Annotated in this window: 23 protein-coding genes, 1 tRNA gene and 2 pseudogenes; 15 read left to right on the top strand and 11 right to left on the bottom strand. The window is 59.0% G+C overall.

Annotation, left to right across the window (positions count from 1 at the left end; all coding sequences use genetic code 11):
• Positions 1 to 36: 36 nt before the first annotated feature.
• The 11 genes and pseudogenes from ACS5RD_RS06765 (at position 37) to ACS5RD_RS06715 (ending at position 9,260) form a co-directional block, all read left to right on the top strand.
• Positions 37 to 1,125 carry a fatty acid desaturase family protein gene (locus ACS5RD_RS06765; RefSeq protein ID WP_489930536.1) on the top strand — a complete coding sequence of 363 codons (1,089 nt, stop codon included), beginning with the start codon at positions 37 to 39 and terminating at the stop codon, positions 1,123 to 1,125.
• A 3-nt stretch (positions 1,126 to 1,128) separates the two neighbouring features.
• Positions 1,129 to 1,443 carry a MocE family 2Fe-2S type ferredoxin gene (locus ACS5RD_RS06760; RefSeq protein ID WP_489930535.1) on the top strand — a complete coding sequence of 105 codons (315 nt, stop codon included), beginning with the start codon at positions 1,129 to 1,131 and terminating at the stop codon, positions 1,441 to 1,443.
• A complete protein-coding gene (locus tag ACS5RD_RS06755; RefSeq protein WP_489930534.1) occupies positions 1,443 to 2,240 on the top strand; it encodes a 3-methyl-2-oxobutanoate hydroxymethyltransferase in 798 nt (265 codons plus the stop codon). The genes ACS5RD_RS06760 and ACS5RD_RS06755 overlap by 1 nt, the downstream gene beginning before the upstream one ends.
• Positions 2,241 to 2,306: 66 nt before the next feature.
• Positions 2,307 to 2,786 (top strand): hypothetical protein, encoded by a 480-nt coding sequence (locus tag ACS5RD_RS06750; RefSeq protein ID WP_489930533.1) that lies wholly within the window; start codon positions 2,307 to 2,309, stop codon positions 2,784 to 2,786.
• Between the two features lie 164 nt (positions 2,787 to 2,950).
• Positions 2,951 to 4,102 (top strand): annotated as a pseudogene (locus ACS5RD_RS06745) (integrase core domain-containing protein).
• 36 nt (positions 4,103 to 4,138) lie between these two features.
• Positions 4,139 to 4,618: a hypothetical protein gene (locus ACS5RD_RS06740; RefSeq protein ID WP_489930532.1), complete on the top strand. Its 480-nt coding sequence runs from the start codon at positions 4,139 to 4,141 to the stop codon at positions 4,616 to 4,618.
• Positions 4,619 to 5,006: 388 nt separating this feature from the next.
• Positions 5,007 to 5,309: a ribbon-helix-helix domain-containing protein gene (locus ACS5RD_RS06735; protein ID WP_489930531.1), complete on the top strand. Its 303-nt coding sequence runs from the start codon at positions 5,007 to 5,009 to the stop codon at positions 5,307 to 5,309.
• A 90-nt stretch (positions 5,310 to 5,399) separates the two neighbouring features.
• Positions 5,400 to 5,795 carry a VOC family protein gene (locus ACS5RD_RS06730; RefSeq protein WP_489930530.1) on the top strand — a complete coding sequence of 132 codons (396 nt, stop codon included), beginning with the start codon at positions 5,400 to 5,402 and terminating at the stop codon, positions 5,793 to 5,795.
• 61 nt (positions 5,796 to 5,856) lie between these two features.
• A complete protein-coding gene (locus ACS5RD_RS06725; protein ID WP_489930529.1) occupies positions 5,857 to 6,378 on the top strand; it encodes a Twin-arginine translocation pathway signal in 522 nt (173 codons plus the stop codon).
• Positions 6,379 to 6,393: 15 nt separating this feature from the next.
• The gene (locus tag ACS5RD_RS06720; RefSeq protein WP_489930528.1) at positions 6,394 to 7,968 is read left to right on the top strand and encodes a GMC family oxidoreductase; all 1,575 of its coding nucleotides are present in this window, start codon (positions 6,394 to 6,396) and stop codon (positions 7,966 to 7,968) included.
• 173 nt (positions 7,969 to 8,141) lie between these two features.
• Positions 8,142 to 9,260 carry an IS110 family RNA-guided transposase gene (locus tag ACS5RD_RS06715; RefSeq protein WP_489930527.1) on the top strand — a complete coding sequence of 373 codons (1,119 nt, stop codon included), beginning with the start codon at positions 8,142 to 8,144 and terminating at the stop codon, positions 9,258 to 9,260.
• Positions 9,261 to 9,603: 343 nt separating this feature from the next.
• On the opposite strand, the pseudogene ACS5RD_RS06710 reads toward ACS5RD_RS06715, so the two are convergent.
• The 7 genes and pseudogenes from ACS5RD_RS06710 to ACS5RD_RS06680 form a co-directional block, all read right to left on the bottom strand.
• Positions 9,604 to 10,708 (bottom strand): annotated as a pseudogene (locus tag ACS5RD_RS06710) (integrase core domain-containing protein).
• Between the two features lie 127 nt (positions 10,709 to 10,835).
• Positions 10,836 to 11,593 (bottom strand): IS5 family transposase gene (locus ACS5RD_RS06705; RefSeq protein ID WP_489927796.1). Its coding sequence is split into 2 segments (ribosomal slippage): positions 10,836 to 11,275 and positions 11,275 to 11,593, totalling 759 coding nucleotides; the frame shifts between segments, so codons are not numbered across the junction.
• An 84-nt stretch (positions 11,594 to 11,677) separates the two neighbouring features.
• Positions 11,678 to 12,435 (bottom strand): IS5 family transposase gene (locus tag ACS5RD_RS06700; RefSeq protein ID WP_489927796.1). Its coding sequence is split into 2 segments (ribosomal slippage): positions 11,678 to 12,117 and positions 12,117 to 12,435, totalling 759 coding nucleotides; the frame shifts between segments, so codons are not numbered across the junction.
• Between the two features lie 456 nt (positions 12,436 to 12,891).
• A tRNA-Arg gene (locus ACS5RD_RS06695) sits at positions 12,892 to 12,968 on the bottom strand.
• Positions 12,969 to 12,999: 31 nt separating this feature from the next.
• The gene (locus ACS5RD_RS06690; RefSeq protein WP_054005151.1) at positions 13,000 to 13,464 is read right to left on the bottom strand and encodes a GNAT family N-acetyltransferase; all 465 of its coding nucleotides are present in this window, start codon (positions 13,462 to 13,464) and stop codon (positions 13,000 to 13,002) included.
• Positions 13,461 to 14,891, bottom strand: a complete 1,431-nt coding sequence (locus ACS5RD_RS06685; RefSeq protein ID WP_489930526.1) for a hypothetical protein — start codon at positions 14,889 to 14,891, stop codon at positions 13,461 to 13,463. The genes ACS5RD_RS06690 and ACS5RD_RS06685 overlap by 4 nt, the downstream gene beginning before the upstream one ends.
• A 68-nt stretch (positions 14,892 to 14,959) precedes the next feature.
• Positions 14,960 to 15,271, bottom strand: coding sequence for an ETC complex I subunit (locus ACS5RD_RS06680; protein WP_054005153.1), 312 nt, complete (start codon positions 15,269 to 15,271; stop codon positions 14,960 to 14,962).
• 347 nt (positions 15,272 to 15,618) lie between these two features.
• Here ACS5RD_RS06680 and uvrB point away from each other — a divergent pair, with 347 nt between their 5' ends.
• Positions 15,619 to 17,799 (top strand): excinuclease ABC subunit UvrB, encoded by a 2,181-nt coding sequence (uvrB, locus tag ACS5RD_RS06675; protein WP_489930525.1) that lies wholly within the window; start codon positions 15,619 to 15,621, stop codon positions 17,797 to 17,799.
• Between the two features lie 5 nt (positions 17,800 to 17,804).
• Here uvrB and ACS5RD_RS06670 read toward each other — a convergent pair whose 3' ends face one another.
• Positions 17,805 to 18,122, bottom strand: a complete 318-nt coding sequence (locus ACS5RD_RS06670) for an antibiotic biosynthesis monooxygenase family protein (RefSeq protein ID WP_054005155.1) — start codon at positions 18,120 to 18,122, stop codon at positions 17,805 to 17,807.
• Between the two features lie 108 nt (positions 18,123 to 18,230).
• On the opposite strand from ACS5RD_RS06670, the gene ACS5RD_RS06665 reads away from it, so the two are divergent.
• The gene (locus ACS5RD_RS06665; RefSeq protein WP_489930524.1) at positions 18,231 to 18,419 is read left to right on the top strand and encodes a hypothetical protein; all 189 of its coding nucleotides are present in this window, start codon (positions 18,231 to 18,233) and stop codon (positions 18,417 to 18,419) included.
• Here the strand turns inward: ACS5RD_RS06665 and ACS5RD_RS06660 are convergent.
• Entirely contained in the window at positions 18,397 to 18,693 is a 297-nt protein-coding gene (locus ACS5RD_RS06660) for a hypothetical protein (protein ID WP_489930523.1), read from the bottom strand. The genes ACS5RD_RS06665 and ACS5RD_RS06660 overlap by 23 nt on opposite strands.
• A 126-nt stretch (positions 18,694 to 18,819) precedes the next feature.
• On the opposite strand from ACS5RD_RS06660, the gene ACS5RD_RS06655 reads away from it, so the two are divergent.
• Complete coding sequence (locus tag ACS5RD_RS06655) at positions 18,820 to 19,032, top strand: hypothetical protein (protein WP_054005158.1); 213 nt, start codon at positions 18,820 to 18,822, stop codon at positions 19,030 to 19,032.
• A 677-nt stretch (positions 19,033 to 19,709) separates the two neighbouring features.
• Here ACS5RD_RS06655 and lepA read toward each other — a convergent pair.
• Entirely contained in the window at positions 19,710 to 21,509 is a 1,800-nt protein-coding gene (gene lepA, locus ACS5RD_RS06650; protein ID WP_054005160.1) for a translation elongation factor 4, read from the bottom strand.
• A gap of 346 nt (positions 21,510 to 21,855) precedes the next feature.
• Here lepA and ACS5RD_RS06645 point away from each other — a divergent pair, with 346 nt between their 5' ends.
• The gene (locus ACS5RD_RS06645) at positions 21,856 to 22,185 is read left to right on the top strand and encodes a hypothetical protein (RefSeq protein WP_489930522.1); all 330 of its coding nucleotides are present in this window, start codon (positions 21,856 to 21,858) and stop codon (positions 22,183 to 22,185) included.
• Between the two features lie 56 nt (positions 22,186 to 22,241).
• Here ACS5RD_RS06645 and ACS5RD_RS06640 read toward each other — a convergent pair whose 3' ends face one another.
• Positions 22,242 to 22,910 carry a pyridoxamine 5'-phosphate oxidase family protein gene (locus ACS5RD_RS06640; protein WP_489930521.1) on the bottom strand — a complete coding sequence of 223 codons (669 nt, stop codon included), beginning with the start codon at positions 22,908 to 22,910 and terminating at the stop codon, positions 22,242 to 22,244.
• Positions 22,911 to 22,947 lie beyond the last annotated feature (37 nt).

Below are 22,947 nucleotides of genomic sequence, written 5' to 3'. Positions count from 1 at the left end.
CCTAGCCGCAGAATTGGTCGGAGAGGGGGAGCTTCTATGACAAAGCGCGATTATTCACTGCTGGGCCCGGATGGGGCGCAGGCGGTTGCGACCGGGCTTGCGGCGGCGGAGTGGTATCACACCGAGGTGCCGCGCAAAGAGATGAAGGCGTTGATGCAGCGCTCTGATAGCCCGGCGATCCAGGATACCGTGCTGCTGTATGGGCTGATGATCTGCTTTGCCGGGATCGGGATTTACCTATGGCCGTTGTGGTGGTCAGCGCCGTTTTGGCTGGCCTATGGTGTGTTGTATGGCTCGGCTTCTGACAGCCGTTGGCATGAATGTGGTCACGGCACCGCGTTCAAGACGCCGTGGATGAACAATGTGGTCTATGAGATTGCCAGCTTTATGATCATGCGCAACTCGGCCACTTGGCGGTGGAGCCATGCGCGCCACCACACCGACACTTATATCGTCGGGCGCGACCCCGAGATTGCCGTGATGCGGCCCCCGGCTTTTGCCAAGCTGATTGCCGGGTTCTTTGGTCTGCCGGATGTGGCGGCGTTCTTCCCGCTTATGTTGTACAATGCATTTATCGGCGTGCATCCGACCGAGAAAACCTATGTGCCGGAAAGCGAATGGCCGAAGGTCGTGCGGGTGGCGCGGATTTCGACTGCGATCTATGGCGCGACTTTGGCGCTGGCGATCGGGATGGGGTCGATCCTGCCGCTTATGGTGATCGGCCTGCCCCGGATTTACGGCGCATGGCATCATGTGATGACCGGGCTGTTGCAGCATGGTGGGCTGGCCGACAATGTGATCGACCATCGGCTGAACTCGCGGACGGTGTATATGAACCCGGTCAGCCGGTTCATCTATTGGAACATGAATTACCATGTCGAACATCACATGTTCCCGATGGTGCCGCATCACGCCCTGCCCCGGCTGCACGCAGCGATCAAGCATGACTTGCCCGCGCCGAATACCTCGATTGCGCAAGCGTTTAAGGAGATGTGGCCCGCGCTGCGCAGGCAGTTGGCCTATGAGGATTTTTTCCTGAAGCGCAACCTGCCTGCCACGGCCAAACCTTACCGTGAAGACTTTCATTCGGCCGCGCTTGGCGCCGCCCCGACCGCTGCGGAGTAGATGATGACCCAATGGATTGACGCCTGTGCCACCGATGACATCGACGCGGAGGATCTGATCCGCTTTGATCATGGCGGCGCGACCTATGCGATTTACCATTCCCCGGATGGGCAGTTCTTTGCGACTGCGGGCAAATGCACACATGAGGAGGTGCATTTGGCGGACGGGCTGGTGATGGATTATGTGATCGAATGTCCCAAACACAACGGCCAGTTTGATTACCGCACCGGAGAGGCCAAGCGTGCCCCGGTGTGTATCAACCTGAAAACCTATCCGGTGAAGGTTGAGGGCGCGCGCGTCTTCATTCAGGTGGCGTGATGGCACGTTTGACGGTTAGGGATTTGCTGGATCAGCGCGGCAAACATCAGTTTGCCATGCTACGGGTGGAGACTTTGGAGGAAGCGGCGGCAGCAGAAAAGGCCGGGGTTGAGCTGCTGTCGATCCCGCCTGCAATGATCCTAGATCGCCAGTTTCGCGATGCCGCGCCGAATGCCTTCGCCTTTCCCGGCGATAATTTCTATGAGATCGGCGATACGGCGGATTTCCTGAAATGGGCGTTTCCGCTGTTCAAGGCCGGGGCGGATGGGTTCTATTGCTCGGGCTCGTTGCAGACGGTGAAGGCGATGGCGGATCATGGCCTGCCGGTCTGCGGCCATGTCGGGCTGATCCCATCGAAGCGGACTTGGACGGGCGGGTTTAAGGCGGTGGGCAAGACCTTGGCCTCGGCGCAACTGGTCTATCAGCAGTGCAAAGCGCTGGAGGCGGCGGGGGCGTTTGCGGTTGAAATCGAAGTGGTGCCACATTCGATCACCGAAGCGATTGCCGCCAAAACCGGGCTGTTCCTGATCTCGATGGGGGCCGGGCCTGCGGGCCATGCGCAGTATTTGTTCAGCGATGATGTGCTGGGGCAAACCTCGGGCCATGTGCCGCGCCATGCCAAACGCTACGCCGATTTCGCCAGCGAACACGCGCGGTTGCAGCAGCTGCGGATCACGGCGATGACGGCTTTCGCCAGCGATGTGCACGGCAGAGCCTATCCTGCGCCGCAGTATATGGTGGATAGCGACGCCGACGTGGTGGCGGCCTTCCGGGAGTGGCTGGGGGGCCAAGGCTAACCTACATCTGGAACGAAAGCGCGGGTGGCGGGTTAACACCCGCTGCCCTTTGAATTGGAACATACCATGACCCTGCGCGCCTGCCTTGCAACCGCCCTTATCCTGTCCAGCACCGCAGCTGGAGCCGTTACGCCCGATTACACTGATGATCGCTCCACACCGTTGGCCGTGGTGGCTTCGCTTTACAATGCGCTGAACCGACAGGAATATCTGCGGGCCTGGAGCTATTTTGCCGAAGGGTCCGTCGCGGATTACCCTTCATTTCGAGAGGGTTATCAAGATACCACGGTGATTGATGTGGCCTATGGCGCGGTGACATCCGAGGGGGCGGCGGGCACGATCTTCAGCACGGTGCCGGTGGCGATTGCGGCACACCGGGCTGATGGGTCAGAGGTGTTTTTCAATGGCTGCTACACGCTGTCGCAGGTGCAGCCCGCCGTGCAAGAAATTCCGCCGTTCCGCCCAATTCAGATTAAGGAAGGCCATCTGCGCCCGGCCAAGTCGCTGGATATTCCAGCGGATGCTTGCAATGCCAATGAGCCATAAGAGTGCCCGCCGAATCGGTCGACGCAGATAATCATCATAAAATACCCATATAAAACAATTAGTTAAAAGACTGCGATCTGATCTCTGGCCATAAACGCGTACATTAGATGTTTGATTCCACGGTTTGTTGGTGCGATCCTTTCTCAGGCATGGAAGGAAGCAACATGGGACAGGTTCGTCACGGAAGCACCACGACCCCGTTGCCCGGCAGGTGAATGCATGCATTCGCCGAGAGGCGCACGCCGTCAGAGCCGCAATACAGCGATCACAAGCTTCGCTCGCGCAGTTGAGGCGCGAGCTGGGCATCAACCCCAAGACGGTGGCGAAGTGGCGCAAGCGCGCGACGGTCGAGGATATGAAGACCGGGCCGTCGGAGCCGCGGTCCACCGTTCTGACAGAGGCCGAAGAGGCGATGGTCGTCGCGTTTCGGCGCCATACGCTGGTGCCGTTGGATGACTGCCTCTATGCATTGCAACCGCCGATCCCGCACCTGACCCGTTCGGCGCGGCACCGGTGTCTGCAGCGACATGGCATCTCCCGCCTGCCCGACGTCGAGGGCGAGAAGCCCAAACGCCAGAAGCTCAAGCGCTACCCGATCCATTGGCCGACAGGCGATGCTTGCATCGCCGAGAGGCGGGTTCTTCCACATCCGCTGCCCGGCAGTGGTTTGCCTGCAAACCACGAGAGGGGACATCGCTGAGATGCAGACCGCTGAAGGCAAGCTCTCGTTCTTCGTCGGCATCGACCGGACAGCCAAGTTCGCCGTCGCGCAACGCGTTGCAACGGCTGACAGACGCACCGCCTGGGAGTTCCGGCAACACATGCTCGAGGCCGTGCCCTATCAGGTTCAGACCATTCTCCCCGATCGAGCCATTGGAAGCGCCACGGGTTCAAGCCCAATGGCGAGGGGCATCCCGTTCGCCGAGCAACCCCGGAACCGGAACACGATCTACTCCCGGCCAATGCGCTTCGACATGATCTGCGAGGCCAACGGCATCAAGCCCCGATTGACGAAACCCAACCACCCATGGACGAACGGCCAAGTCGAGCGAATGCTTCTCGGTGTTTGACGGCAAACACCTGTCAGCCAACCGAACCGCACGATCAAGGACGCGACAGTAAAGCGCTTCCACTACGACAGCTACGATCAGCTGCGCACGCACCTTGCCGACTTCCTGGCCGCCTACAACTTCGCCCGAAGGCACAAGACGCTGAACGGCCTCACGCCCTACGCATACATCTGCAAAATCTGGACATCAGAGCCAGATCGATTCATCCTAAACCCGATCCACCGGATGCCGGGACTGAATACTTAGCGGCATTGTCCGTCATAAGCGAGAATGGAGGACAAAATGTTCAGCGCATGGAAGCTAGAAAAGGCAACAGCAACCTTGGTCGACGAGGCGCAGGCCCTTGCAGACAAGCTGGCACAGGCGAAACCACATATCGTTGAAAGTCATGCAGCGGCGGCGCGTTTCTGGGCAGCGTCCTACCTTTCCGCTGGGCAAAACTTGCAAGAATTGATCAACTGGCCATCCGCGTCTGTTGCGCGTTTTGCCAGTGCTGCGCAGGCAAAAGTCACCACCCTGCGGAAGAAGCGTGAGTATGAAAGTAGCGACGGGCTGGCGATTTGGCTTCACACGGCACGCGCCGTAACAGAGCCGCGGATCGCGCCCGTCGTTCGTGATATATGGCAGCAGCTTTTGGCTGCGGGGCCCAACGCCGATGCAATGGCACAAGATCTATTGCAGGATGCAGCCCTGCCTCTTGATGAGGGTTGCCGTATTCCCAAAGGGTTCAACATCCAAGATGAAGGTCTTGGGTCTACCTGATACGGCACTGCAGAGCATCTATGTGTGCGGTGCCATCGACGAATAAGCTGATGATGGAGTTCTCCGTAATCCTAGGGCGCAAGCCGTTATCACCGGTCGGCTTGTGCGCGTGCGTAATAGGATCGAACGCGACGGCCCGGTCGTGCACCTGATCGCCGAGCATGGGGAAGATATCTCGACCAACCGACGGGTTTGGGTCGATCATGCCTAAAGACCCGTGGTCGACGTAAAGGGCGGAACGCTGTCATTTGCTGACGCCTCGTTGCCTATGCAAAAGTTTTGATAACGCTGCCGTGCGGCAAAGCGGGCTACCCAAGGCAATCGTGATGTCGGCAATGTTGACGACTCGGGCGCAGATCACTTAGCTTGGATGGGGGAGTACAAGCTGATGTGCCAGATCTTCGCCGGGCAAAGCCCTGCTCGCTACGAGTCCGTCACCCGCCGTTTGCGGCTGAACGGCCAGTCTACCAGTATCCGGTTGGAGCGTGCGTTCTGGCGGATATTGGACGCGATGGCAGACAAACAAGGTCTGACCACGCCCGCCTTGTTGTCGAAACTTCATTCCGAAGTGCTGCAACAACATGGCGAGGCACCAAACTTTACCTCTTTCCTGCGCTGTGCCTGCACCATTCATCTGGGCGAACTAGATCAGATGCCCGATCAGGTTCAGCCCCGGTTTGCAGCGGAATAGCAATAAAATTGCGCTGTAGTAGAGGGCTACTACCCTACGCATAAATTGGTTCAGTAATCTTACCAAATCCGGGGTGGTTGAGGAGGGATTATGGCCAAGGCGATACATTCTATGATCCGTGTGCTGCGGGAAGCGCGCTCTGTTGCTTTTTACCAGACGGCTTTTGGGCTTTCGGTAGCGGATCGCTTGGATTTTCCTAGCTTCACATTGATCTATATGTCCAATCCCGAGAGCGGGTTTGAGGTGGAACTGACGGTCAACAAAGACCGCACCGAGCCTTACAATCTGGGCGATGGCTATGGGCATTTGGCCGTGTCGGTGGATGATCTTGACGCAGAACACGCTCGGTTAACGGCGGCAGGTCTGGCGCCGCGCAAGCTGGTGGATTTCAAAAACGGCGATGTGCTGGTGGCGCGGTTCTTCTTTATCGCCGACCCGGACGGCTACCAGATCGAAGTTTTGCAGCGCGGCGGCAGGTATCTCTGACGCGCTAACGCAAGGCTGCGGGGGGGAGTTCGCAGCCATTACGCACTCAAGGGAGGATGACATGAAGCAAGATCAACTTAAGGGCATCACGCGGCGCGCGCTGCTGTCGCGCTCCATCGCAACATGGGCGCTGGCGGTCTCGGGGGCGGGCTTTATCGCGGCACCTGATGCGGCTTGGGCGCTGGAGGTTGCGGTGATCACGCCGGATCAAATGGCGACGCTGCTGCAAATGGCGCGCGATATCTATCCGCATGACAAGGTGGCCGACCAATACTATGCGGTGGCCGTCAAAGGCTATGACACCGAAGACAGCAAAGACATGATCGCCGCCGGGATTGCCGAGCTGGATGCGGCGGCGGTGGCGCAGGGTCATGCCTCGTATCTGGCGATTGGTTGGGAAAAGGACCGGGTGAAGGTTCTGCAAGCCATCGAGACTGGCGCGTTCTTCCAGAAGGTGCGGGGTGGTCTGGTGACCGGGTTGTATAACCAGAAAGAGATCTGGCCGATCTTTGGCTATGAGGGCGAGTCCTTCAGCAAGGGCGGCTATATCGACCGCGGCTTCGACGACATTGCTTGGTTGTAAAGGGAGGACGAACACATGGTAGCGAAATTTGATCTGAACGACGATTCCGTGGTCGTCATCATCGGCACCGGCGCAGGCGGCGGCGTGCTGGCCAACGAATTGGCGCAAAAGGGCGTCAAGGTGGTGGCACTAGAGGCCGGCGGGCGCTATTTGCCCGAGGATTATCTGAACGACGAATGGGCCAGCTTTGGTCAGTTGGCGTGGACCGATACCCGCACCACCAGCGGCGATTGGCGGGTGGCGAAGGATTTCTCGGGCCTTCCGGCATGGATCGTCAAAGCGGTTGGCGGCACCACAACGCACTGGGCAGGCGCGTCTCTGCGGTTTCAGGACCACGAATGGAAGGCGCTGACCAACTACGGCAAGGTCGAGGGCGCGAACCTGCTCGACTGGCCGATTGATGGCGCCGAGATGGCACCGTGGTATGACAAGGCCGAAGAAAAGCTGGGCGTGACACGCACTGGCAATCGCCCCGGCCTGCCGGGCAACAACAACTACAAAGTGTTCGAAAAAGGTGCCACGGCGATTGGCTACACTAAAGTCCACACCGGGCGGATGGCGATCCAATCCTCGGATGAAACCGGCAATCGCGTGGCCTGCCAGCAAACCGGGTTCTGCTTTCAGGGCTGCAAATGGGGCGCGAAATGGTCCGCCGCTTATACCGACATCCCTGAAGGCGAAGCGACTGGCAACCTAGAGGTCCGCGACCGCAGCCATGTCGCCAAGATCCTGCATGACGCGGCGGGTAAGGTGACGGCGGTTGAATACTATGACAAGGACGGCACCTTGCAGACCCAAAAGGCGCGGATCATTTGCGTCGCGGGCAATACGATTGAAAGCCCGCGGCTGCTGCTGAACTCTGCCTCGGATATGTTCCCGAACGGGCTTGCCAACTCCTCCGATCAGGTCGGGCGCAATTACATGCGGCATGTCACAGGCTCGGTCTACGGCGTGTTCGACAAGCCGGTGCGGATGTGGCGCGGCACCACAATGGCAGGCATCATGCAGGACGAGGCGCATCACGCCCCGGAACGCGGCTTTGTCGGCGGGTATGAGCTGGAAACCCTCAGCCTTGGTCTGCCGTTCATGGCGGCCTTCCTTGATCCGGGCGCTTGGGGGCGTGAATTTACCTCGGGCTTGGACAGCTACGAAAACATGGCCGGGCTGTGGATTGTCGGCGAAGATCTGCCGCAAGAAACCAACCGCGTCACGCTGTCTGCGGATGCCAAGGATCAGTTTGGCCTGCCTGCGCCCAATGTGAATTATTCCGATCACCCGAATGATATGGCTATGCGCAACCATGCCTACGAGCGTGGTGTGGCGATGTATGAGGCGGTTGGGGCCACGCGAGCCTTCCCGACGCCGCCCTATCCATCCACCCACAACCTTGGCACCAACCGGATGTCGGAAGACCCGAAACTGGGCGTGGTCAACAAATGGGGCCAGACCCATGACATCGCCAACCTGTTCATCTCGGACGGCAGCCAGTTCACCACTGGCGCTGCGGAAAACCCGACGCTGACCATAGTGGCGCTGGCGATCCGTCAGGCAGATCATATCGCCAGCGAGATGGCTGCGGGCACGATCTGATACAAGCTGCGCGCGGGATCCCCGCGCGCATTTTTTAAGGTCCCGGCGTATTCGCCGGACTTGCCAGTGGAGATGCCGTAACGGGGCCTGCGTCGCGACCCGCCCGTTACCGTTGCAGAATCGCGGGCAAGCTGGCGCCATTCCCGTATCGGATCCACAGGGAGGAGTGCGGGATGAAGCTGTTTGTCGGACTGGATGTGTCGCTGGAGAAGACCGCGATCTGCGTGATCAGCGAGCATGGGAAGATCGTGAAGGAGGCGCAGGTGGCGAGCGAGCCCGAGGCGCTGTTGCGTTGGATCAACGATCAGGACGGCGCAATCGCTGCCGTCGGGCTCGAGGCTGGCCCCTTGTCGCAGTGGTTGCATCGCGGGTTGTCCGAGGCTGGGCAGCCTGTCGTGCTCATGGAAGCCCGGCAAGTGAAGGGCGCCCTTAAGGCTATGCCGATCAAGACGGACCGCCGTGATGCCGAAGGTATCGCGCGTCTTCTGCACCTCGGCTGGTTCCGGCCTGTTCACTGCAAATCGGTGTCCGCACAAGAGGTTCGGGCGGTGCTCACTGCTCGAAAGGCCGTGCAACAGGGGTTCATCACGCTGGAAATGTCTTTGCGCGGGCTGCTTCGGAACTTCGGACTTAAGGTCGGCACCATATCGCAAGGCCGGTTCGAACAGCGTATCCGCGAGCTGGCGGCCGGTAATCCGATGCTGGAAGCGGCAACCGAACCCATGCTCAGCGCGCGGTTGCCGCTGCGGCGAGAGTTGGCGGGCCTTGAACGCCATGTCCGGCAACTCGCGCAGGAAGATCCGGTCTGCCGCCGGTTGATGTCGATGCCCCCTCTCGGCAGATTTGCTTCGCAAATCGCCTGCCGGGCAATGGGGATCGGCGCTGTTGTGGCACTGACCTATCGATCTGCGGTCGATGATCCAGACCGGTTCACTTCCTCGAAGAGGGTCGGGCCGTGGGTCGGCCTGACTCCCTCGCGAAACCAGTCGGGCGAGCGAGACATCTCGGGTGGGATCACCAAGGCGGGCGACGTCAACCTTCGACGCGCGCTGTGTCAGGCTGCCACGGTCATGATGTATGATGAGGGTCAGAAAACAGTCCGGTGGACTGTTTTCCCGACGATTGGTGGACGGGCGAGCTGGTTGCGAACCTGGGCCGCAAAACTTGCGCGCCGTCGTGGTGCCAAGCGCGCGATGGTTGCGCTGGCGCGGCGTATCGCCGTAATCCTACACCGCATGTGGAAGGATGACATCGACTTCCGCTTCGATACTCCGGTGATCCATGCCGGCTGAAGACACAAGCTCCAGACTGCTGCCCGCCTGATCGCGGGCCTTCGAGGTCCCGACGGGACACGGTTGCGATGATGCCGTGCTCAGGACTGACGCCGATCACATAGAGCACGCCAATGAGATGGGCATATCGGAATTGCATTGGACCAGCATCATGTTGGCGGCCATCGCGCTGACCCGGACCGAAGCATGCACCCGGGTCGACCTCAGGCGAAGGCTGCCGAGAAGGGAAGCAGATCACTTCCTAAGCCGACAAAAACCGCAGTTCGGCGGCGCATCCCGCATACGCAAAACCGCTTGACTGGGACGACCCCGTTACTGAAGTCCCGAACCTAGGTGTTTCCCCCTAAGTGTTCAGTCCCGGCATCCGGTGGATCGGGTTTAGGATGAATCGATCTGGCTCTGATGTCCAGATTTTGCAGATGTATGCGTAGGGCGTGCGGCCGTTCAGCGTCTTGTGCTGTCGTGCGAAGTTGTAGGCGGCCAGGAAGTCGGCAAGGTGCGTGCGCAGCTGATCGTAGCTGTCGTAGTGGAAGCGCTTTACTGTCGCGTCCTTGATCGTGCGGTTCGGTTGGCTGACAGGTGTTTGCCGTCAAACGCCGAGAAGCATTCGCTCGACTTGGCCGTTCGTCCATGGGTGGTTGGGTTTCGTCAATCGGTGCTTGATGCCGTTGGCCTCGCAGATCATGTCGAAGCGCATTGGCCGGGAATAGATCGTGTTCCGGTTCCGGGGTTGCTCGGCGAACGGGATGCCCCTCGCCATTGGGCTTGAACCCGTGGCGCTTCCAATGGCTCGATCGGTGAGAATGGTCTGAACCTGATAGGGCACGGCCTCGAGCATGTGTTGCCGGAACTCCCAGGCGGTGCGTCTGTCAGCCGTTGCAACGCGTTGCGCGATGGCGAACTTGGCTGTCCGGTCGATGCCGACGAAGAACGAGAGCTTGCCTTCAGCGGTCTGCATCTCAGCGATGTCCGCTCTTGTGGTTTGCAGGCAAACCACTGCCGGGCAGCGGATGTGGAAGAACCCGCCTCTCGGCGATGCAAGCATCGCCTGTCGGCCAATGGATCGGGTAGCGCTTGAGCTTCTGGCGTTTGGGCTTCTCGCCCTCGACGTCGGGCAGGCGGGAGATGCCATGTCGCTGCAGACACCGGTGCCGCGCCGAACGGGTCAGGTGCGGGATCGGCGGTTGCAATGCATAGAGGCAGTCATCCAACGGCAGCAGCGTATGGCGCCGAAACGCGACAATCATCGCCTCTTCGGCCTTTGTCAGAACGGTGGACCGCGGCTCCGACGGCCCGGTCTTCATATCCTCGACCGTCGCGCGCTTGCGCCACTTCGCCACCGTCTTGGGGTTGATGCCCAGCTCGCGCCTCAACTGCGCGAGCGAAGCTTGTGATCGCTGTATTGCGGCTCTGACGGCGTGCGCCTCTCGGCGAATGCATGCATTCACCTACCGGGCAACGGGATCGTGGTGCTTCCGTGACGAACCTGTCCCATGTTGCTTCCTTCCATGCCTGAGAAAGGATCGCACCAACAAACCGTGGAATCAAACACCTAGGGTCCAGACTCATTGATCGTCAAAGCCAGAACAAGACGGTTGCGGCGAGAGCGACGGCGGAGAGGAAGACTTTTGGGCATCTGTCGTAACGTGTTGCCACCCGCCGCCAGTCTTTGAGACGGCCAAACATGATCTCAATCCGATTGCGGCGTTTGTATCGGCGTTTATCGTATTTGACAGGCTTCGCGCGTGACTTCCGGCCGGGGATGCAAGGCGTGATCCCCTTGTTTTTCAGGGCGTCTCGGAACCAGTCGGCGTCATAACCCCGGTCAGCCAGCAGCCACGTCGCTTTGGGTAAGCTGCCCAGTAAGGCCGCAGCGCCGGTGTAATCGCTGACCTGACCTGCGGTCATGAAGAAGCGGATCGGTCGGCCGTTTTCGTCAGTGACGGCATGCAGTTTGGTATTCATGCCACCTTTGGTCCGGCCAATCAGACGACCGCGCCCCCCTTTTTCACCCCAAGGCTTGAAGCCGTGCGGTGCGCCTTGAGATAGGTCGCGTCGATCATCACCGTCTTCGGGACCGCCGCCTCGGAGGCCAACCCTTCCATCATCCGGGCAAAGACGCCCATGTCGCCCCATCGCTTCCAACGGTTGTAAAGCGTCTTCGCCGGGCCGTATTCCTTCGGCGCGTCAGACCAACGCAAGCCATTGCGATTGATGAAGATAATGCCGCTCAAGACCCGACGATCATCGACACGCGGCACCCCGTGGCTCTTGGGAAAGAAGGGTTTAAGTCGAGCCATCTGCTCGTCCGTCAGCCAGTAAAGGTTGCTCATTGCTCAGTCTCCTTGCGGAGCCTGAATCACGGCTGCGTTGCAAAATCAATAGGTCCTGACCCTAGGGTCCAGACTCATTGATCGTCAAAGCCAGAACAAGACGGTTGCGGCGAGAGCGACGGCGGAGAGGAAGACTTTTGGGCATCTGTCGTAACGTGTTGCCACCCGCCGCCAGTCTTTGAGACGGCCAAACATGATCTCAATCCGATTGCGGCGTTTGTATCGGCGTTTATCGTATTTGACAGGCTTCGCGCGTGACTTCCGGCCGGGGATGCAAGGCGTGATCCCCTTGTTTTTCAGGGCGTCTCGGAACCAGTCGGCGTCATAACCCCGGTCAGCCAGCAGCCACGTCGCTTTGGGTAAGCTGCCCAGTAAGGCCGCAGCGCCGGTGTAATCGCTGACCTGACCTGCGGTCATGAAGAAGCGGATCGGTCGGCCGTTTTCGTCAGTGACGGCATGCAGTTTGGTATTCATGCCACCTTTGGTCCGGCCAATCAGACGACCGCGCCCCCCTTTTTCACCCCAAGGCTTGAAGCCGTGCGGTGCGCCTTGAGATAGGTCGCGTCGATCATCACCGTCTTCGGGACCGCCGCCTCGGAGGCCAACCCTTCCATCATCCGGGCAAAGACGCCCATGTCGCCCCATCGCTTCCAACGGTTGTAAAGCGTCTTCGCCGGGCCGTATTCCTTCGGCGCGTCAGACCAACGCAAGCCATTGCGATTGATGAAGATAATGCCGCTCAAGACCCGACGATCATCGACACGCGGCACCCCGTGGCTCTTGGGAAAGAAGGGTTTAAGTCGAGCCATCTGCTCGTCCGTCAGCCAGTAAAGGTTGCTCATTGCTCAGTCTCCTTGCGGAGCCTGAATCACGGCTGCGTTGCAAAATCAATAGGTCCTGACCCTAAAGACCCGTCATGAAATGAATGGGTAACTTTCAGTATATCATCGAATACAGTCGACAGCAGCGGAACCCGGCCCGATGGTAGTTTCATAACTGGATCCTTTGCTAATTGGCGGCAGGAGTATTACGCCAAGAAAGCTAACTGGCTGATTTTGGTATGACAAGCAATCGACACTTTGGGCTCAAAGCGACATCTCCCCCATCTGCTCCTGGTGAGACATCGCGGTGCCAGTTGAGGTTAAACTTGTCCCCGAAAGAAATCCCTTGACAGGGGGTGTGCACGAAAACGCGATTTCGTGCACTCTTATGCCTTGGTGACACAAAGTTCCAACTTTTTGGCAGAAGTTCCAAAACAGGCAGTAAAGTGATGGAAAATCATATGTTTAATAAAGCTATGGCGACTCCGGAAGGACTTGAACCCTCAACCCCAGACTTAGAAGGTCCGTGCTCTATCCAGTTGAGCTACGGAGCCGCATTTGGCCTATGTGCGGCAGGATCGGCCGCTACGCAAGGCTGCGCGTCATGTAAAGCGAGTTCGCATCAAGGCTGTAGCCCTCAAACGGTGGACAGTCTTCAAAGCCCGCTTTGTAATACAGCGCGCGGGCGGCGACGAAGGTGGGCTGCACCCCGGTTTCCAGCGACAGGCGTTTCAGGCCTGCGGCTTTGGCTTCGGCCAAGAGGTGATCGAGCATGGTACGCGACAGCCCCCTGCCCCGCGCTTCCGTCAACACATGCATGGATTTGATCTCAGCATGGGCTGCGTCGATCCGTTTGAACGCGCCCATCGCCAAGGGTTTTCCCGCATCGCGCAGCACGAAGAAATCCACCTCGGGGATCGCCAGTTCCGAGGCATCCATCATATGGATGCTTTCGGGCGGCGTATCGGCGTGCATGTCTTCGGTGTGGCGCTGCATCAGCAGCGCCAGATCCGCACTTAGCGGGCTTTCCTTGGTGATGGTCACACTCATTGTGCACCCATCATATTGGTGCCATTCACCAAGAAACCACCGGTTGCGGTGGATTCCAGTTCCCAGACCAAAGCGCCGTTTTCGCCGGGTTTGGCCATGCCTTCGGCCATTTTCAGCATCGGCGTGATCTGGCCTGTCATTTCGGGCGGGCCAGCGGCGAGCGCCTGTTCCACTGCCGTCAAACCCGTTGCAGTGACGGTGGCTTTGCCGACGGGCATCGGCGTGGCCGGGCCCGCGCTGAAAGCACCCTCATAGGTCACGGTATACAGCGGCGAGGTAATGGTGCCCGGTGCCAATGTGAGATCGACCACGCCATCGGGCAGCAAAGCTGCCAGCAACGCCTGATCTTCTTCCGGCGTGTTGACCTTCGGATTAGCAATATCCAGCGTTTCCAACAGGATCGCCGCCGGGGCTGCCAGATTGAAGCGCGAGGCTTTGAAATCGAGGCTCAGCGAGGTCGGCACCAGTTGCGCCGCCCATTCCGGCACCAGACCCGCGGGCAGGCTCAGGCCGTTCAGGGTGAAGGCTTCGCGGAACAGACCATCATCGACAATCCCATTCGCCTCAATCTCAAACGTCATATCGCTGAGGCCGACCGCGCCCATCGGAGTATCGACCTTAACGGCTTTCAGCGCGCCCGTGGCCGCCACATGCGCAAACAGCGGCAAGCCGTCTTTCACGATGCCCTTCAGCGTGTCTTGCTCTGCGATAGCGGCTGCGGCATCTGGGTTGGCGACGGCAAAGGCGATCAGTTTATAAATCGCATCCGGGCGCAGGCCCGTCATCTCGGAGGTTCCCGACTGGCTTTCGGCGGTCAGGGTGATCGGCATCCCCATTTCCGGGACCGTCATCGTCTCGGTCAGCCCGGTGGCCTCATAGGTGCTGGACGCGTCCACCCCGCCATCGGCACCGGCTTCAGCGGTGCTATCAAGTTTCATGCTGGCAAGGCTGTAGGCGACATTGGTCTCAGATTTGGTGTTCGGATCAATCACCTTCTCGGTCACCGCCATATCGGTCGCCGTGGTGGTCGAGGTGGTGAAGGCTTGCAGCGCCGCATCAAAAGTGCCGGTGCTTTGCAGGCTGGCAATTTTCACCGCGATATCCGCCGTACCTGGCACCGACAAAGTGAAGTCAAGCGCTTGATCCTGCTCCATTTCCCATGTGCCATCGCCGTTATCGGTCAGGCTGAATTCGATCGGGGTGATGGTGGTTTTCACCTCGGGCGGGGCCTTGGCGATCAGCGGCGCGAAATCGAGGGTGACATCGTAGTAATCCTCCTCGGGGGTGACGGTGACGACGCCTTCGGTCGCGCCAAGATAAGTTTGCAGCGTGGCGGTCAGGGCTTCGGCCCCCTCTGGCGTGGCTTCAGCCGAGGCTAGGCTGGCGCAGAGGCTGAGCGGCAGAGCAATAATGGCAGCATAACGCATGGGAAAACCTTTCTTTGGGTCGAAATGTAGCAGGCAAAAAGCGCCCTAAGCTTGGGCGGGGGCGATGGTTAATGCGTCCAGACACCGCGACGGTCGGTCGCGAAATTCTCCCCATAGCCACGCTGGCGGATCAAAGCTTTGCGCTTTTGCGGCTCGGTCACGTCAAATTCAATAGCGTTTGCAGTGGCATAGGCTTCGGCAGCTTCACGCGACTCAAAGCGCAGTTTGACCTGCGCTTGGGTGTCCGAAGAACTGGTCCAGCCCATCAGCGGATCAACTTCCCGCGCAGAATCCGGGGCGAATTCCAGCAGCCAATCGGTGGTTTTCGCGGTGCCAGACTGCATGGCGGTTCTGGCGGGCTGATAAATGCGGGCGCGCATGATGAAAACTCCCTGAGTGTTGGGTAGGTTTATTCCGAAATTGGCGGGAAAACGCAAGCCAGAAGGCGCTGTCGGTTGGTCGCGAGGGGGGTGAGTGGGGTGTGTGGTGCGACCAACCGACAGCGAAGTTTGCTGCTTGCTCGGGTAGAGTGCCGCAGGCTTCGCTGCAAAACAACTATAAAGTGCATCTTTGATCTACATTTTCGTTAAAATTGCATTGCTTTTCTTCACTTTAGCGAAAGATAGGTTAACAGCTGCTTTCACACGCCTTTGTTTTCCATGCCCCTTCCCCGTGAACAAAAACGGAATAGATTGGGCGCTGGAGGGAATCACGGGAAGGAATCACTGTGCCCCATAACAACATCAATGCCCTGTCCGAGCGCCCCGAGGTGCTGACCCGCCCCAAGCTGGAAGGCGGGCGGCGGTTTGTCTTGAAGACCCCGTTTGAGGCGGCGGGCGATCAGCCGACCGCGATTGCAGCGCTGTCACAGGGGATTCTGGAGGGCGAGCATGATCAGGTTTTGCTGGGCGCGACCGGCACCGGCAAGACCTTTACAATGGCGAAGGTGATCGAACAGACCCAGCGTCCGGCGATTATCTTGGCCCCCAACAAGACGCTGGCCGCGCAATTATACGGCGAATTCAAGGGCTTCTTCCCCGAAAATGCGGTGGAATACTTCGTTTCCTACTACGATTACTATCAGCCCGAAGCTTATGTCGCCCGCACCGACACCTTCATCGAGAAGGAATCGCAGATCAACGAACAGATCGACCGGATGCGCCACTCGGCCACCCGTGCGCTGCTGGAACGGGACGATGTGATCATCGTGGCCTCGGTGTCGTGCATCTATGGCATCGGCTCGGTGGAAACCTATTCGGCGATGACGCAGGATTTGCTGGTCGGGCAAAGCTATGATCAGCGGCAGGTTTTGGGCGAGTTGGTGGCCCAAGCCTATAAGCGCAACGATCAGGCGTTTCAGCGCGGCTGCTTCCGGGTGCGCGGCGACTCGGTGGAGGTTTGGCCCGCCCACTTGGAAGATCGCGCCTGGCGGTTTTCGTTTTTCGGTGAGGAGTTGGAGGCGATTGTCGAGTTTGACCCGCTTACGGGCGCGAAAACTGACAATTTTAAACAAATCCGCATCTACGCCAATTCGCACTATGTGACACCGCGCCCGACGATGAATCAGGCAGTGATCGGCATCAAAAAAGAGCTGCGGCAGACGCTGGATTTGATGGTCAGCCAAGGCAAATTGCTGGAAGCGCAAAGGCTGGAGCAGCGGACTTCGTTTGATCTGGAAATGCTGGAGGCGACCGGGGTTTGCAACGGCATCGAGAACTATTCGCGCTATCTGACAGGCCGCGCACCGGGAGAACCACCGCCGACATTATTCGAGTTTATCCCCGACAATGCCATTGTTTTTGCAGACGAATCCCACGTTTCGGTGCCACAGATCGGCGGCATGTATAAGGGCGACTTCCGGCGCAAAATGACCTTGGCCGAACATGGCTTCCGCCTGCCCTCTTGCATGGACAATCGCCCGCTGAAGTTCGAAGAATGGGACGCGATGCGGACGCAAACGGTGTTCGTCTCGGCCACCCCGGCGGCTTGGGAGATGGAGCAGACCGGCGGCGTGTTCGTCGAACAGGTGATCCGCCCGACAGGCCTGGTCGATCCGCAGATCGAAATCCGCCCGGTGGATATGCAGGTGGATGACCTGCTGGACGAAATCCGCCGTGTGGCTTTGCTGGGCCTGCGCGTGCTCGTGACGACTTTGACCAAGCGGATGGCCGAGGATCTGACTGAGTATTTCCATGAACAGGGCATCCGAATCCGCTATATGCACTCGGACATCGACACCATTGAACGCATTGAAATCCTTCGGGATTTGCGACTGGGGGCGTTTGATGTTCTGGTCGGGATTAACCTGTTGCGCGAAGGGCTGGATATCCCGGAATGTGGGCTGGTGGCGATTTTGGACGCCGATAAAGAAGGCTTCCTGCGCTCGGAAACCTCACTGATCCAGACGATTGGCCGCGCGGCACGGAACTCGGATGGTCGGGTGATCATGTATGCCGACCGGATCACTGGCAGCATGGAGCGCGCGATTGGCGAAACCACGCGGCGGCGCGATAAACAGATTGCTTACAATACCCTGCACGGGATCACGCCCACCACGATCAAGAAGAACGTCGAGGATGTGCTGCTGGGGATTTACCAAGGTGACACCGATCAGGCCCGGGTGACGGCGAAGATCGACCGCCCGATGCTGGGGCACAACCTTGCCAGCCATTTGGATGCTTTGCGTTTGGCGATGCGCAAAGCTGCCGAGAACCTGGAATTCGAGGAAGCCGCGCGGATGCGGGATGAGGTGAGGCGGTTGGAGGCGGTGGAACTGACCATCGCAGATGATCCTTTGGCGCGGCAATCGGTGGTCGAGGACGCCGTGGAAGACGCTGTGAAAATGTCCTGGCGATCAACTGGTGGTCGGGCGGGGATGCGGGGCGGTAAGGCGCGACGGCGGAAGTAGTTGGGTTAAAACGCCGCGATCACCTCATACATCACCGGCTCGAAGCCTTTGCACAGGGTGTTGATCAGACGGTTGCGCTCGCGCATTTCCGGACTGCGCAGCATCGCCTGATAATCCTCGCGCCGCTGCCATTTTGAGTAGTTGCATACCCGCGTCATCGCATCGTTCATATGCAGGCCCGCACCGATAAAGCCTTGCTGATGCCGGATAAATTCGTCGTAGGCGGCTTGCAGTTTTTCCATCAGATCATGGGCTGTGGCGGGGGTCATCTCGAAGGTGGTGATGATGGTTTGGCCTTGGAAGCTGGCGGAGATGTCGGTCATGGCGGGCTCCTTTTCGGCAAGGCTAGGCGGTGGCGGTGAGTCGGGCAAGGGACTTGGCAGGGCCGCGTTTTCGCGGCATGCTGGGGCAGGTATAAAAAGGCGTGCGATATGAAGATCTTAGACCCGAATGATCCGTTCTTTGCCAAGGCTTGGGTGCGGTGGGTGACTTGTGTTTTGCCAATGCTGTGGGGGTTGGTGGAGTTCTATTACAACAGCCCCGGTTGGGGGATTTTGTTTGTTGTGGCAGGGGCTTACGCGTTTTATATGCTGATCATCAAGCGTGCGGACAACGGATAGAGCCGCGCATTTCGCCGGAATCCCCGGTGAGCGAGGATTCGCGCAGTTTGCAGCCTGTCACCTCGGGGATCAGGGCGATCATTTCGGCGCGGATGTCGTCGCGCTCGACCCTTTTGGCATAGCCTTGCCGGATCACCTCGACGCGCTTTTCGGTATAGAAAACCGTATATTGGCGGCCGTCGCGGGTGAGATCAACCCGCTTGGCGTTGAAGAATTCTGGCGCGGGTTGGGCACCGCAGGCGCATAGGATCAGCAGGGGGATGAGGGCTTTCATGCCTTCAGTTTGGTGGGATTTGGTTAAGGTAAGGTTAATGGCGGCATTTCGCCGGGGTTGCGGAGGGAGGGAACCGGAGCGGGGTTGGCGCGTTGTCTGGTATCAGCCATTTCATAGGAGGCTTCCATGACCATCAAATCTTACATCCTCGTCGGTATCGCGGCGTTTGGGCTCTCGGGCTGCTTGGAAAACGACGCCCAGCGCGGGTTGGCGGGTGCGGCAGGCGGTGCGGTGATCGCGGGGGCCACGGGCGGCAATGCGGTGACGGGCGCTGTGATCGGCGGCGCGGGCGGGTATTTCTGCCGCGACCTGAACGTGCCGGGTTGCCGGAATAAGTGAGTTTTGGGTGAGAGGTGGGTCGCTCTTGTCGAGATAAGGTGGGGATTTACCCCACCTTTTTTATTATTTTTGTAGCGTGGCGCCCCGCCGCTTCTTAGTTCGCGCTAAGAAACAACACCGAATGCGACACGTCCAGACTCACCATTCGAAAGCGTAAAAGCGATTGTCGAACGTTGTTGGATTGAGTTCACACTCATTATAGCATTTCCATGTGCACCATTGGAGCACGTTAGAGGAAAGCTGCGAGTTGTCGAGTTGCCAGCAGCCTGCCTATTGTAAGTCCCTGAGCAGGACCAACCGCGTGAGCTTGATATTTTGATTATGTTCTGACCATCATAACCAAGTAGTGCTTCTGCGATTAGCGCATCTCCACGTTGTGTTGCCCCTTCGCCACCTACCGGCATTGGGACGCACGCCGCCAAAAATACTGCGCTTATCAGCAGAGCGAAAAATGTCTTCACTTAATTTATCCTTAAATTATCCGCGCGTCATTCTCGTGTGCTCTGTCAGCCAAACGTTAGGTAATCTGATTATCTAGGTCAACATTTTGATCAGAAAAATCTTCTCATTCACATTTATGCATCTTAACCGCAAACGCCCCGCCTATCCTGCACTGTGTGGGCACGCGAATGGATTCTCCATTCTCTTTCGCCCACCCGCTCTAAAAAGGGACAGCCTTAGCTGTCCATTTTTAGAGCGCTGATAAACGCCTCCTGCGGAATCTCCACCTTACCAAACTGCCGCATCCGCTTTTTCCCGGCCTTCTGCTTCTCCAGCAGTTTCTTCTTCCGGGTGGCGTCGCCGCCGTAGCATTTGGCGGTCACGTCTTTGCGCATCGCCGACAAAGTCTCGCGCGCGATCACGCGGGCGCCAATCGCCGCTTGGATCGGGATTTTGAACATGTGGCGGGGGATCAGGTCTTTCAGTTTTTCAACCATGGCGCGGCCGCGCGCTTCGGCGCGATCACGGTGGACCATCATCGACAGGGCGTCGACGGGTTCCTCGTTGACAAGAATCGACATTTTGACAAGGAAATCTTCACGATATTCCGAGATGCTATAGTCAAAGGAGGCATAGCCCTGCGTGACCGATTTCAGGCGGTCGTAGAAATCGAACACCACTTCGGCCAGCGGCAGATCGTAGACCACCATGGCGCGCGACCCGGCGTAGGACAGGTCCATCTGGATGCCGCGACGGTCTTGGCAGAGTTTCAGCACGTCGCCGAGGTAGTCGTCGGGCACCATGATCGTGGCCTTGATCCGGGGCTCCTCGATATGGTCGATATAGGTGAGGTCGGGCATGTCGGCGGGGTTGTGCAGGTCTTGCACGGTGCCGTCTTTCATGTGGAGTTTGAAGACCACCGAGGGGGCGGTGGTGATCAGGTCGATGTCATATTCGCGCTCTAGCCGGTCGCGGATGACTTCAAGGTGCAAAAGGCCAAGGAAGCCGCAGCGGAAGCCGAAGCCCAATGCTGCCGAGGTTTCCATCTCGGTGCTGAACGAGGCGTCGTTGAGCGAGAGTTTCTCGATGGCGTCGCGCAGGGCTTCGAATTCGGCCGCATCCACCGGGAACAGGCCGCAGAACACCACGGGTTGCGCGGGTTTGAAGCCCGGCAAAGCCTCGGTGCAGCCTTTGCGTTCGTGGGTGATGGTGTCCCCGACGCGGGTGTCGCGGACTTGTTTGATCGAGGCAGTGAAGATGCCGATCTCGCCGGGGCCAAGTTCGGCGATATCGACCATCTGCGGCTTGAGGACCGAGAGTTTGTCGATGCCGTAGACGGCGTTGGTTTGCATCATGCGGACGCGGTCGCCCTTTTTCATCACGCCGTCCATGATGCGGACCATGACGACGACGCCGAGATAGGCGTCATACCAGCTGTCAACCAGCATGGCTTTCAGCGGTGCGTCGCGGTCGCCTTTCGGGGCGGGCAGACGGGTGACGATGGCTTCCAGCACCTCGGGGATGCCGAGGCCAGATTTGGCGGAGATGAGCACGGCGTCGGAGGCGTCGAGGCCGATCACGTCTTCGATCTGCTGGCGGATGCGGTCGGGCTCGGCGGCCGGAAGGTCGATCTTGTTCAGGACTGGGACGATTTCGTGGCCTGCATCCAAGGCTTGGTAGACGTTGGCGAGGGTCTGCGCCTCAACCCCTTGTGAGGCATCGACGACCAGCAAAGAGCCTTCCACCGCGCGCATCGAGCGGGAGACTTCATAGGCAAAGTCGACGTGGCCGGGGGTGTCGATCAGGTTCAGGATGTAGGTTTTACCATCCTTCGCCGGATATTCGATCCGCACCGTGTTGGCCTTGATGGTGATGCCGCGCTCGCGCTCGATATCCATGCTGTCCAGCATCTGCGCCTTCATATCGCGCGCAGCCACCGTGCCGGTCATCTGAATGAGCCGGTCGGCGAGGGTGGATTTACCGTGGTCGATGTGGGCCACGATGGAGAAGTTGCGGATGAGATCAAGCTGGGTCATGCGCGCGATATAGCTTGGATTGGGGGGGGCGGGAAGGGGGTTGTGGTGCGCAGGATGTGTCCACGCGTGGACAGAGGGGTGGGGTGTGGGATTTCAATGGGTTATCTTGGGGTCGTTAAGAGTTTGTTAAGGGTTGCGGCCATGCGAATTGGCATAGATGAGGGGTGGCTTTGCGCGGCTCCAAGCGTGGCGGGGTGAACCCCGCCCTGCCGCAAAGACAGCTGGCGCGTGGAATCCGAGCTATGGCAACCGCGTCTTGAAAAATCCCGCGCTTGCTACCATACTGATTCCAGATAATGATCTGCGGCTGAGGGCAACCCGGTCGTGGGCGGGCAGAGGCAGAGCGATGAAAAAGTCTATTTTGTGGGCGGCCAGTCTGGCTGTGTTAAGTCTGGGCGTGGTGCTTCCGATGATGAGCAGTTTTGCCAGCGCCGGGCCGATTGAGAATGCGTGCAACCGCTCCGAGCGCAAGGCGGCCAATCGGCAGCTGTGTGCTTGTATTCAGCAGGTTGCCGATATGACGCTGAAAGGCGGCGATCAGCGTCGCGCGGTGGCGTTCTTCAAGGACCCCGAGAAGGCGCATAAGGTCTGGATGTCGAAAACCGACAGCGATGATGCGTTTTGGGAGCGCTATAAGGCGTTCGGCGCGCAGGCGCAGGCCTATTGCGGCGGCTGAACGCGGGCTCAGCAGTGGCGGAGTGAACCCCGCCCAACCCCTGTTCCCACCCCTGTTCAACGCGGGCTGACTTTGCCAAAGCGATAGTTCGCCGCATGAGCGGGCAGCGCCAGATCTGGGCTTAGGTTTGGGTCGGGGATTGGTGTGCCCATGCTGAAATCAATCGGCAGCAGGCCAGCCCAAACCGGGGTGTTCATATCCTCTGGCGGATCGGTGGGCATGCCGGTGCCGATTTTGGCAGAGGCCTCGCTCAGCGGCAGGCTTAGGATCGCGGTGGCTTTAAGTTCTTGCGTGGTCATCGGGCGCAACTGATCCCAGCGGCCGGGGAACATTTGCTCCATCATCCCGCGCAAAGCCTCGGCTTTCTCGGCGGAATTGGTCACGGCGCGGGCCTCACCAAACACCATCACCGAACGGAAGTTCACCGAATGCTCCAGCCCTGAACGCGCCAGCACCATGGCATCGGTCAGGGTGACGGTGACGCAGACCTGCGCATCTTTCGCGGTGCGTTGCGTGCGGCTGGCCGACGATCCGTGCCAGTAGATATGGTCGCCAATACGCCATTGCAGGGTGGGGATCACGATGGGCGCGCCGTCTTTGACATAGCCGACATGGGCGACGGGCATTGCATCCAGAATCGCATCAATCGTGGCGCGGTCGTAGGCGGCTTTCTCGTGCATACGGCGGGCGCGGCTGCGGTCGGAGGGGGCTTTGGGCTCGGTCATGTCTTTGAATTGCTCTTTTTGAAATACTCCCGCCGGA

The organism is Cypionkella sp. PAMC25878 (assembly GCF_058135695.1).
Note: the sequence above shows the minus strand (reverse complement) of the source record. Positions and strands in the feature narration are given on the sequence as shown.